The organism is Syntrophomonas zehnderi OL-4, assembly GCF_000983115.1.
Lineage (GTDB): Bacteria > Bacillota > Syntrophomonadia > Syntrophomonadales > Syntrophomonadaceae > Syntrophomonas_B > Syntrophomonas_B zehnderi.
The window spans coordinates 1-11,551 of record NZ_CGIH01000027.1; the positions used below are offsets into that span (position 1 = coordinate 1).

At 44.6% G+C, this 11,551-nt stretch carries 9 protein-coding genes; 2 read left to right on the forward strand and 7 right to left on the reverse strand.

What is annotated here, in order from left to right:
* Positions 1–210, reverse strand: a 210-nt coding sequence (locus tag AAV90_RS07360) for a helix-turn-helix domain-containing protein (protein WP_207642033.1), incomplete at its 3' end; no start/stop codon positions are given.
* Between the two features lie 133 nt (positions 211–343).
* Between AAV90_RS07360 and AAV90_RS07365 the strand changes: the two genes are divergently transcribed.
* A complete protein-coding gene (locus AAV90_RS07365; RefSeq protein WP_046497248.1) occupies positions 344–538 on the forward strand; it encodes a hypothetical protein in 195 nt (64 codons plus the stop codon).
* 218 nt (positions 539–756) lie between these two features.
* On the opposite strand, the gene AAV90_RS07370 is transcribed toward AAV90_RS07365, so the two are convergent.
* The 5 genes from AAV90_RS07370 to AAV90_RS07395 all read right to left on the reverse strand — a co-directional run bounded on the left by AAV90_RS07370 (position 757) and on the right by AAV90_RS07395 (position 8,606).
* Positions 757–1,587 (reverse strand): formate dehydrogenase accessory protein FdhE, encoded by an 831-nt coding sequence (locus AAV90_RS07370; RefSeq protein ID WP_046497250.1) that lies wholly within the window; start codon positions 1,585–1,587, stop codon positions 757–759.
* 101 nt (positions 1,588–1,688) lie between these two features.
* Positions 1,689–2,375, reverse strand: coding sequence for a formate dehydrogenase subunit gamma (locus AAV90_RS07375; RefSeq protein ID WP_046497252.1), 687 nt, complete (start codon positions 2,373–2,375; stop codon positions 1,689–1,691).
* Positions 2,375–3,175 carry a 4Fe-4S dicluster domain-containing protein gene (locus AAV90_RS07380; protein ID WP_046497255.1) on the reverse strand — a complete coding sequence of 267 codons (801 nt, stop codon included), beginning with the start codon at positions 3,173–3,175 and terminating at the stop codon, positions 2,375–2,377. Before AAV90_RS07380 ends, AAV90_RS07375 begins: the two co-directional genes overlap by 1 nt.
* A 2-nt stretch (positions 3,176–3,177) precedes the next feature.
* Positions 3,178–6,378, reverse strand: coding sequence for a formate dehydrogenase-N subunit alpha (gene fdnG / locus AAV90_RS07385; protein WP_084691510.1), 3,201 nt, complete (start codon positions 6,376–6,378; stop codon positions 3,178–3,180).
* 308 nt (positions 6,379–6,686) lie between these two features.
* Positions 6,687–8,606, reverse strand: coding sequence for a molybdopterin biosynthesis protein (locus AAV90_RS07395; protein WP_046497266.1), 1,920 nt, complete (start codon positions 8,604–8,606; stop codon positions 6,687–6,689).
* 324 nt (positions 8,607–8,930) lie between these two features.
* On the opposite strand from AAV90_RS07395, the gene AAV90_RS07400 reads away from it, so the two are divergent.
* Positions 8,931–10,139 (forward strand): molybdopterin molybdotransferase MoeA, encoded by a 1,209-nt coding sequence (locus tag AAV90_RS07400; protein WP_046497272.1) that lies wholly within the window; start codon positions 8,931–8,933, stop codon positions 10,137–10,139.
* A 39-nt stretch (positions 10,140–10,178) separates the two neighbouring features.
* Here the strand turns inward: AAV90_RS07400 and AAV90_RS07405 are convergent, their stop codons facing one another.
* On the reverse strand, positions 10,179–11,276 hold the full coding sequence (locus AAV90_RS07405; RefSeq protein WP_052729663.1) for a hypothetical protein: 1,098 nt from the start codon (positions 11,274–11,276) through the stop codon (positions 10,179–10,181).
* Positions 11,277–11,551: the final 275 nt, after the last annotated feature.

Genomic DNA, 11,551 nt, shown 5'->3' on the forward strand with positions numbered 1-11,551 from the left:
CTCCAGGAACTGTTCCATTTCCTCGGGAGTCATGTCCAGGTATTTATACACTGTTGTTCGGGATAGATCCAAACGCCGGGATATCTGACTTATGTTAAAATGTTTGGCTTTTAGGTCCTGGATATCTAAATACATATTCCACCCTTCTGCTACGTTCATTTCTTCCTCCTCTGCTATGATCAAAGCTGTTTTTATTTCCAGCTCAATCATAGCCTTTTTGGAGGATTGTGGTAAATACTGTTCATTCTTATTTGTTGTTTTCTGTCCAATTTAGTTTAGCGGTTACAGCAATGCGCAAATGTAAACCTTGCCATGTCGTTTGTATGCGGGAAGGGGTGTTATTATGATAAAAATTCAGATAGTATGTCAACAGTGTGGAGCCAACATGGAATTATGTCAGAGAACGCCGCAAGAAGTATATTTCGATAATTTCGGCTATGCGGAAGAAAATAAACTGGAAGCGCTTGATGTGACTTTATATCAATTACAAATGGATATAGAAAGCAAGGAATTTAATTGTTTTGAGTATAGTCTTTAATTGTTATTTTTTTTATATGTATAACTTACAGATAAAATGAGCGGGTTTGTGCCTGCCGGCCTGATTATTCTGGGTTCGGGCAGGTTTTTTTTGGGGATATGTTTACAGTTAAAAAAAAGCCCCCTATCAGAAAATGATGGGGGACCGTTTATACGTATTTTTATACGGGTGGTTGGCAATTAACCATTTCTTTTCAAGATATTTGCCAGATGCGTTTTTTATTCATAATCATGTGTTACATAGCCCTTCTGTTGAGCCAGAATATCCAGGTAGATGGTTTCAATGTTGGCAATAAAAAGATCCGTAGTCTTGCCGCTTTCGCGTTCATCATAGGTCTTCAGGTAACCTTTGCACTTTTCGCAGGTATAGAGCTGATAGGAAGGGTCGTTTTCAATAGTCATATAATTGATGGTATTGGGTTCATCATTGCCGCAATGAACACAGTAAAGGTTGGGGGATTCCCATTCGGTAAAGCAGCGGTCACAGAACATGAACCTCCTGCCATCATCCAGGCGCAAGCGACTAAAACGTGACTTGCTCCCGCAGAAAGGGCAGATCGTTGGCTGATTCCAGTGGCGGAAATCATCGTTAGTAAATGCCTGATAATAGGGTTGGGCGAATAACCTTAATATGGGGCGCAAAGCATGGTCGACTGTAAAGACCAGCAACTCTGGCGGAACGTCCAGTCGGGAGGCCAGCGATGAAAAATAATTCTCATCATCATCCAGCAGCTTTCCAGGCAGTTCTGCAAAATCTAAGTTATGGGCCGCTTTTGTTAGATGGTTAAGGGTTTCAGTAATCCCCGATCGGTGTATTTTAAGTAATTCCAATAATGATAAGTAATTATTCTTGTATTGTTGCGGATCAATCACAAAGCGATAGAGTTTCATTAAGGACTTATTACTGTCGGCAATTTGCTGGACATCATGGACTGCTTCCGGGGAAAAGGTTTGTTTTAGTCTAATCTCTTGTTCGTTTTGCCAGTTCTCCAGATGCTTATAGAATTCAACATAGCCTTCGGGAAGGTCTACTGGAAATTCCCTGGTCATAATAATCCCCCTCTTAAATAATGTAAAAATATTTACTGCCTGGCAATAGCTTGATTAAAAATGAAGGGGAGTATTACTCCCCTTTTAAGATTTGATTATTTCTACTCTTTTTCTGCCGCCTTATCGCCATATGTTTCTTCGTACCAAATGGAATGGTGATGTTGGGCCCAATCTTCTCTAACGGTACCTTTCCACATTCCCCAGAAGGATTCACCTGATCCGGGATGGAAGGAGCCCAGATAACCGTGCATACATACCATGAAGGTAGCCAAAATCATGGCTATGTCATGGGTAGGATAAGCAACTCTTACCAGACCTGCAGGGAATAAGCTGGGGAACCACATGATATACCCGCTAATTACCAACAGAATAACCATGGTAGGAGTCAACATGGAGTTGCCTTTTTCACCCCCATTGAAACGGGTCTGGGGTGGCATTTTAACAGGAAAACCTAAAAACTCCAAGGGAAACTTCAGCACAAAGATAATATCATTGACCCCAAAGCGAAGGATATCTTTGATCCAATTGATGATTCCTTTGAAGTCAAATATGATAAAGAACACAATTATTAAAGTCATAAATACGGCTGATATCCTGTGCACCAAACCGGCAGCGGCATATCCGCCAAAAATAGCGGCCAGCCAGTCTACGCTATCCAGAAACAGAACCAGACCGGTAAAAAGACACAGCAAGAAGGTCACCGTATGACCCCAATGCGTAAAACGAGCCACGAAGTTAAAACGCTCGACTCTTTTTACATCTTCTCTATATTCGGGAACCAATTGCATTACTCATGCCCCCCTTCCTCGTGTCCACCGTGTTTGTTAGCTAATACACGTGTGCTTACAAAACTGAATGCTGATCCTGCCAGTGCCAGCGGAATTAACCAGCCAAAATAAGGTTGAATGATATTTTGCCAAGCGGTGATGTTCTTAGGTATATGCGGATTTACGGGTAAATCAAATTTATCTGGGGTATCGGTTAATACGTACAATTTGTTTAACCCACCCAATTCAAGTTTTCCGTAAATAGTTGCATTGGGGAAGCCGCTAGCCCGCAGATATTTAACCCTTTCTTCAGCTATTTGCAGAAGTTCTTCTCGGTCGCCGAATTTTAATGCTCCAGTAGGGCAAGTCCTGGCACAGGCTGGTTGCAAACCTTCGGCAGTCCGGTCGGCACACAGGGTACACTTGGAAACTTTGTCCTCTCTCTTACGATACTTGGGTATCTGGAAAGGACAGGCATAGGTGCAATACTGACAGCCAATACATCTATCGGGATCATGAACGGTAGCACCGGTATCGGTTTTGGTATAAGCACCCCGGGGACATACCTTTAAACAAGCCGGGTCAAAGCAGTGCATGCATTGGTATTTGATAAAGTTCCATTGTACACCGCTATATGCATCTTCCATTTCCAGAAACTTTACGATGGTATAGGTATCCCCATTAGTATCTTCATGGGTTTGGTAGTTACCTTTAAAAGGTTCAATTACAGCCGGAAGCTGGTTCCAATCCTTGCAGGCTACTTGACAACCGCGACAGGCTGTACATTTGCTAACGTCGTAGAGATTTGTCATATTAGCCATAGTTAAGCCCTCCTTATGTCGCATAGCCATGCTTTATATTCCGGACACATAGCATTAGCATCACCAATATGCGGGGTAAGCCGGTTGGCTGGATCGCCGGTAGCATAACCCTTGAAACCAAACTGCCATAATAAACCAATCTGATGTATATATTGGCCGTTAATGTTAAAAGGCTTGAAACGTTTGGTAACACAGGCAACTGCCTTAACATCGCCGCGGCTGGTGGAAATAACTACGTTGTGGCCGTTTTTAATCCCTTTTTCCTTGGCCAATTCTTCGCTTAGCTCAACCATCATGTCGGGCATTAATTCAGCCAGCCAGGGCAGGTTGCGGGTTAGAGCGCCAGTCTGCCAGTGTTCAACTACCCGGTAGGTCGTACCAATAATCGGATATTTATCGCGGGTACCCTGTTTGTCAGGTTCCCAGACTTTAACAGCCGGATTAAGGTTCTGTTTATTCATTATATTAACAGTGGGGCTTTCCCAGGGCTCATAATGCTCCGGAAAAGGCCCGTCTTTTAATGAGTTTTTAGCTGCAAACAAACAGCCCTTACCTTCCGGTCGCATGATAAAGGGGCTGGTAAAGGCTGCCTTATCCGGGCCGGTAGTCTTGATGAAGTCAGGCACGTCTACCCCCACCCAGCTTCCCAAGGAGGTTGGGTTTTTGGGATCGGCCAGGGCTAGGGGATCCCATTTGACCAACTGACGTTTAGCGTCACCCGGCCAGGGAGTTACTCCATCCGGTTGCACTGAGCAACGGTTGTATACTATACGGCGGTTCATAGGCCATGCCCAGCCCCATTCGGGATGGATTCCCAGGCCGCTGGGATCGTCTTTTTTACGCAGTTGTGGTTTATATATATTCTTTCCATCCTTGAAGGTCATGGCTCCGCAGTATACCCAGCAACCACAGGCAGTGGAACCGTCATCAGCCAGCTTGGCAAAACCTTCGACCGGTTTGCCATCGGCGACGTTATAGCCGCACAGCTCCAGGGCAACTTTCATAATATCATCGTGGCCATGTTCATCATCATAATCCCAGGTCATGTTAACTATGGGTTCGTCTTCCTTGCGCTTACTGGCGCCATATTTTTGCTTGATTTTTTTTACCAGCTCATTGTAAATCCAAAGGTCGGATTTGGAATCTCCAACGGGTTCGGCGCCCTTCCAGCGGTATTGTACCCAGCGGCCGGTTTGAGCAGCCGTTCCTTCTTTTTCATATACAGCTGCAGCCGGCAGGAAGAATACTTCTGTACCGATTTCAGCCGGTGTCATCCTAGGAACGTCAGGGTTTTTAACCGGTCTGTCCCAGGCTTGATGAGTCCAGAACTCGGCGGTTTCGTTGGCCCATAGATCAATTGACACCATCCATTTGAGTTTGGTCAAGGCCTCTTGTTCCTTATTGGAATTTGGGCCACCTACAACCGGATTGGAACCGTTTACGAAAAGGCCCTCGATCTCGCCTCTATGCATAGCTTCAAACATGGCGATATGAGAATAGTTTTTCTTTTCATCCCGTTTGGGAAGATAATGGTAGGCGAAGTCGTTCCCGGGTGTGGCGGCCTTTCCATACCAGGCTTTAAGCATACTGACCACCCATTTGGAGGTATGGATTTTCCATCCGGAGTTGGGGAATCCAGCCTTGACCAGTTCTCTGAACTCTGCCAGATTGGTAAACGGCAGTTTCGCAGCCCCCGGGGTAACTTTACGTATAAAGGAAATGAGATCTTTATTATCTGCAGTATTCATAGGTGAATCAACATAACCAGGGATGATATGGAACAATAAGGCCATATCGGTTGCCCCTTGAACATTGTTTTCACCGCGCAGGGCATTGATTCCGCCGCCCGGCCTGCCCATGTTGCCCAGCAATAGCTGCACAATTGCGAAAGCCCTGATGTTCTGAGCACCGACCGTATGCTGGGTAATCCCCATGGCATACAATATGGTACCGGTTTTGTCTGGGGCACCAGTGGCACAGAACGTTTTTAAGACTTCCAGATATTTGTTTTTGGGAGTACCGGTAATCTTGCATACTGTATCAATGTCATAACGTTCATAATGTTTTTTCATGAGTTGAAAAACACAACGGGGGTTCTGCAGACTGGGATCGGTTAAGGGTAAGCCGTTGGCATCTGCCTGGTAGTCCCAACTACTTACATCGTATTTTTTATTTTCTTTATCCCAGCCGGAGAAAAGGCCGTCATGGAAGTCAAACTCATCTTTGATCAAATATGAAGCGTTGGTGTAGTTGACCACGTAATCCCGGTGATAGAGTTCGTTATCAATAATATATTTTATCATTCCGCCCAGGAAAGCAATATCGGTTCCCGATCTTAAAGGCGTATAAAGATCAGCCCGGGCTGAAGTTCGGGTGTAACGCGGATCCACATGGATAATTTTGGCACCCCGAGTGTCGCGGGCTTTTAACAGCCAGCGCATGCTAATGGGATGGTTTTCCGCAGCATTACTGCCCATAATTAAAGCACAATCAGTATTTTTAAGGTCAACAATATGATTGGTCATAACACCACGACCAAACGAAGGTGACAGTCCTGCCACCGTGGAGGAATGTCAGATACGGGCCTGGGTTTCTAAATATACAACACCCAGGGAGCGCATCATTTTAGAAAGCACATAGGCTTCTTCATTATCCAGCCCTGAGCCGCCTAAAGATGCTATTTTTTCAGTACGGTTTACAATAATTTCACTGCCATCAGCAATTTTTTCCTTATGGATAAAGCTGCTGTCGCGGGTCTCTTTTATCCGGTCAGCGATTTTATCCAGCATCCAATCCCAATCTTTTTCTTCCCATTTGTCACTGCCTGGAGCTCTGTACATTGGTTTTTGCACCCTTTTGGGGTTAATAACCTGCTTGCCGGTCCCTTCTTCGTAAATCTCCCTAAGGTTGAACATGGCTGCACCTTTAGAACATGCTCCTCCTTGGTTAATAGGATTGTCCGGGTCTCCCTGCACACTCAACAATTTCACAAATCTGCCGGCTGCGTCCCGCTCGGAATAAACCATGAGGCCGCATCCTGAAGCACAATAGGGGCAAACTGTCGGTGTGGGAGTGACGTTTCTAGTTCTTACTCCCTTGATCGCACTGGCGGTAGCCGTCATGTCAAAACCTAGATCCACTACTGCCAGGGAAGCCGCAGTTGCTCCGGTTACCTTTAGGAACTGTCTACGGGTAACCCTCATTTGTGTAACACTCTCCTTCCCCCTGTTATTAAATTTTCTGAGCAAAATCCCACATTTTAAGTATATCATCCAGGAGACAATATAAAAACCAGCATTTAGAATAAATCGGCCTATTATAAAATATATCCCAATAAATGCTGGTTTTTCTTGAACAGTTTTTCCACCTCCTTATGTGATTATAGTTAGCTGCATTTTTGTGTGAAACATATCTTATTTGAAAATCTTAAATTTTATATTCGACATAAACAAAAAAAATCCTCGCTAAATATAAATGCAAGGATTTTTCATATAATTATGTAACACCATAATTACAAATCGTGCCTATATAATATTTGGCCGCATAAATCCAACTCATAACCACCGCAGATATTGACCTGTTTTTTGAATTCATCGCTGCGGATAGCCGCCAGCAAGCTATCTAACTGGTCGGGACTTACTAAATCAGCTAAGATACAAAGGTCGTAACGCTCTACGGCAATAGGGACAAAATCCAGTCCCATGGCTTTAGCGCTTGCATAAACGGCCAGCCCGGTGTCGCAACCATCATTTTTAACTGCTGCGGCAACGGCTAGATGGGTGTATTCTTCGCGGTTATAACCGTTAATTGCGCTTGGATGCAAGTTAGCCTTTTTTAACAGGTAATCCAGCAATATTCTGGTTCCGGCACCTTTCTGACGGTTAATATAGAGAACCCTTTTATCTGCTAAATCTTGGATATTTTTAATTCCCAGGGGATTGCCAGGGGCAACGATGAGCCCCTGATGCCTTTTAACCAGATTAACGAGCAGCCATTTTTGATCAGGTAAATATTTTTGCAAATAACTGGTATTATAGTCCCCGGTCTCATAATCCAAAAGATGCAGTCCGGCAAAATGTGTTTCTTTGCGCCTTAAGGCCATAATTCCTCCCATGCTCCCCACGTTGGCAGAAACCAGACGAACACCGTGTTCTTTGCCCAGAATATCGATTAGAAAATCAATTGTGAGGTCATGACTGCCTAGGGTTATCAGGGTGCGTTCAATTTCCTGGGGAGAACGATTTAAAATGATGTTGCAATTCGCCCCTGCTTCAAGGCCTTCCTGGCCTCTGGCAATATGCAGTACTCCGTCTGATTTTACCAGGGTGCTGCTTATGCCGGCGCCCCGGTTTAAGGGATAGGCCACGAGCCGGTCTTCAATTCGAGCGACATTAACCAGAACATATTCATCCACTCCCATAGGGGAGGGAATCTTTTTAGATATGGAACAGTTGAGCTGGTCATCCTCAGGGATTGCAACCCCCATTTTCTTATATAATATGGGGCGGGCCAGCAGGGAAAAGATTAACTGGGCGGAAACGGGATAGCCCGGAACGCCGATCACCGGTTTCTGGTCAATTACGCCTAATATGGCTGGTTTGCCTGGTCGGATGGCTAGTCCATGAACGAGCAGCTCACCCAACTCGCTTACTACAGCCGATGTATAATCCTCCCTGCCTGCCGAAGAGCCGGAGCAGATCACGATTAAATCAGCATCGGGCAATACATCTAGAACTGCTTGTTTAATAAGGAGCTGATCATCAATAACGATGTCATGGCGGATAGCGATGGCTCCCCATTCCTGGCAGAGCGACATAAGCATATAACTGTTGGATTCAACAATTTCGCCTGGAAGCATGTGCGGGGCGGCCTCTTCGATTAGTTCGCTCCCAGTAGGAATAATTGCTACCCGGATTTTTTTAACCACCGTTACATTATCAACTCCGGCTGTAATTAAAGAAGACAGTTCATAAGGCCCGATGCGGGTAGAACTAGGTATAATCATATCTCCTTCCACCAGGTCTTCGCCGATGGAACGAATATACTGCCAGGGAAAGGCTGCTTTTATGATCTGAATTCCTTCCGGCAGGAAATTTACATCTTCCACCATGATTACCGCATCATATTCTTTAGGAACGTAATCACCCGTATCTACTTCCAAATATTCATCAGACGGTATGATTATGGGATTGGTTTCGGTGGCCCCAAAGGTAGAACTGGATTTTACAGCCACCCCGTCCATGGCCGATGCTACATAGTGAGGTGATGATCTTCGAGCCATAACCGGTTTAGCTGTGATTCTGCCCAAGGCGTCTTTTACCGGAATATTTTCACTGTCCTGAGAAAACCAATTGCAGTTTTGCAGTTTTTCTGCAAAAAGTTGTTGGGCTTTTTCAAGCGGCATGTTGCTGATGTAGACATTTCTCTCCATAAGGTTTTATCCCCCCACATTTAGTAAAGTAAACAGATTTTAATTGACACAGATAACACAGATAAGACAGATTTGCACTGATTAATCTTTTATTAACGAAAAGCTATTAAAAGCATCACTGCATATGCCCCAAAACCTGATAATTTTGATTAGGAACCCTTGGTAAAATAGCGTAGCGGAAGCTTTAGCTTGCGGAAGGGAAGCAAGGCTTTCCCTCCGTATCATTAGCACCGTTCGACATCCTGCAAAATTTGTAGATGATATCTCGTTTAAGTATAATTGATTGATGATAACTAAACAAAATATTACTTAAGGGGTTTTATAATGGGGGAGTTCTTAAAGGTATTAACTTACCAACAAGCTCGGGATTTGCTCAATCAAAATTTTAGCTGGGCGGCTACAGAATTGTTGCCAATTGAGAAATGCGGTGATCGGCTTCTGGCCCAGGATATAATTAGCCCAGAGAATATTCCGGCATTTATCAGGTCTTCGGTTGATGGTTATGCGGTCGATTGTGAGGATACTTTCGGGAGCAGCGAAAGTCTGCCTGGGATGTTGGAGCATGCCGGAGAGATTTTGATGGGCAGCGGCTCGGATTTGACCATCGGTTCCGGGCAGTGCGCTTGGATTCCTACCGGGGGTATGCTCCCATCCGGCAGCAACGCCGTCATTATGGTGGAATACACTGAAAAACTGGATGATAAGACTATTTTGACATTCCGTCCGGTGGGGCCTTGGGAAAACGTGATGCAAACCGGGGAAGACATCGCCACAGGAGAACTGGTGTTTACCCGGGGAAAAAGACTGCGACCCCAGGATATTGGACTTTTGGCTTCGCTGGGAATCCATGAAGTTGAGGTTTCTAAACAAAACCGGGTAGGGGTTATATCAACCGGTAATGAAGTGATTCCTATACAACAAAAACCCGACCTGGGGCAGGTCAGGGATGTTAACTCCTATGCCATAAGCGCGGCTATACAATCCTGTGGTGCAATTGCGGATGTTTATCCGATTGTTCCCGATAGTCCGGCAGCCCTTAAAGATACGATGGCTCGTGGCCTAACGGAAAATGATCTGTTACTGGTATCGGGGGGGAGTTCGGTGGGTATTGCCGATTATACCCTGGATGCGATGCTGTCTTTCCCTGATTCAGATCTGCTGTTTCACGGTATTGCAATGAAACCAGGCAAGCCAACCCTGGCGGTACGCGTTGGCCAGCAGTTGATTATTGGTTTGCCCGGACATCCGGTTTCAGCTTTAATGGTATTTCACATAGTGTGTGCTTCATTATTGAGTTCGTTTAGACGGCAAACGGTTCAGGGGAGGCTGTTGCAAAATATCGCTTCCCAGGCTGGACGTGATGATTTCATTCCGGTACGGTTAATACCCAACGAACATGAGCTGACAGTTCAACCCCTACTGGGCAAATCCGGCTTAATGAACATTTTGGCCCAGGCAGATGGTTTTATTCATATAGAATATGAAAAACAGGGGTTATATAATTCGGAAATGGTTACGGTGACTTTATTCTAAATAGATTGGGGTGATTAGATGAATTGCCTGCTTTAGTGCCTATCCGGCCAGGTTTTTTAGCAAGGCTTCCGCTGTTTCCTGGCTTAATTCTTCAACCCTGGCAAAGTCCATGGCCGGAACATAATAAGTTTCCAATTTATCGTGGCAGGTCTTAGCGGTGTTAATAAAACTAACGGCCTCTGAAATTCCAACCGTAAAGCGTTCGCGGCACATAGCCATAAGTTTAGCATAGGGGTTTAGTATTTGCTTATCCAGGAACTGATCGAAATCCAGGAAACGTTTGAATTTACGATTAGGCAGGATTTTTTCGTAGTCGACTACATGAGATGAGATATCTATCAGAATCGATTTGTTTTCAGGGATAATGATCATGTCAATTTTTTTCGGATCAAAGGGACAGTGGTAGATTTCAGCATAGATGCCTTCTAACTGCAAACGCTTTTCTACATACGTAAACAGATCTTTACAGCCGCCGCCGGGACTGCCTTTAACTCCTGAGATGGCATAATCAGGATCTATCAGGCTGTCTGCCTTGGTAACTACTCCTTCGGGGCTTATGGCGGCGGCAAAAAGATGTCGAGGCGCAGCAGGTGCTTTGGAGCTATGCAGAAAATCTTCACCTAAGGCCAGTACATTACGATTTACTGAGGCATAGTCACAGGCTTCCTTTATATAGGTCTGCCATTCTTCCAAGGCCAAACGGGCTTCACTCAGCCGATTGTAGGCACGCTGAAAGCAAAGACCGATGTGGTCGGTCAAACCGATGATGCTGGCGCGGTTAGCGGCAATAATATCTTTATCCCAAAATTCTCCTAAATTAATTATGCGATCTACGGCTCCCGGATAACGCGGATCAACCACGTGCGGACTAGTTCCATCCAAAACACAAACCTGACGATTACCTCCTACCACGCCGTCCAGGGAATGATTGTCCGATGAACACCAGTGATACTCAACATCTATTTGCTGCTGGGTTAATATCTCCCCAATCTTTTTCATAAAAGTAGATTTTCCGACTCCCGGGCCGCCTTTGAGTATAATTTTTTGGTTGACAGTTTCAGGGACTATATGATTATAAAAAGAGAAAAAACCATAACAACTGTTGCCCCCCGGAAACATATTTCTGACTTTTGCCAAACGAGTCACCTCCGTAATATAATTTGCCTTTTTGCCCCTGATTTTAAAACAAAAACAGCCGAAATGAGATTTTTATTCAGCCAACATTATTAAATATGTAGGATATTTTGATTTATGTCTCTAATTAAATGGTTAATAATGGTATTAAGATTGGCTAGTCAATTAAAATGCTCCCTATAGAATATTTAGTAGTATATAATTTATTGGAAAGCTGCTAGTAAAACCTTAATTACCTGCAAGATTCAATACTTAAACCAGTATTCAGGAGGAAATAC

What these genes read in the sequence shown, in the direction of transcription:
- AAV90_RS07365 (WP_046497248.1), top strand. Translation starts at nt 344, where the DNA reads ATGATAAAAATTCAGATAGTATGTCAACAGTGTGGAGCCAACATGGAA.
- AAV90_RS07370 (WP_046497250.1), bottom strand. Translation starts at nt 1,587, where the DNA reads ATGACCAGGGAATTTCCAGTAGACCTTCCCGAAGGCTATGTTGAATTC.
- AAV90_RS07375 (WP_046497252.1), bottom strand. Translation starts at nt 2,375, where the DNA reads ATGCAATTGGTTCCCGAATATAGAGAAGATGTAAAAAGAGTCGAGCGT.
- AAV90_RS07380 (WP_046497255.1), bottom strand. Translation starts at nt 3,175, where the DNA reads ATGGCTAATATGACAAATCTCTACGACGTTAGCAAATGTACAGCCTGT.
- AAV90_RS07395 (WP_046497266.1), bottom strand. Translation starts at nt 8,606, where the DNA reads ATGGAGAGAAATGTCTACATCAGCAACATGCCGCTTGAAAAAGCCCAA.
- AAV90_RS07400 (WP_046497272.1), top strand. Translation starts at nt 8,931, where the DNA reads ATGGGGGAGTTCTTAAAGGTATTAACTTACCAACAAGCTCGGGATTTG.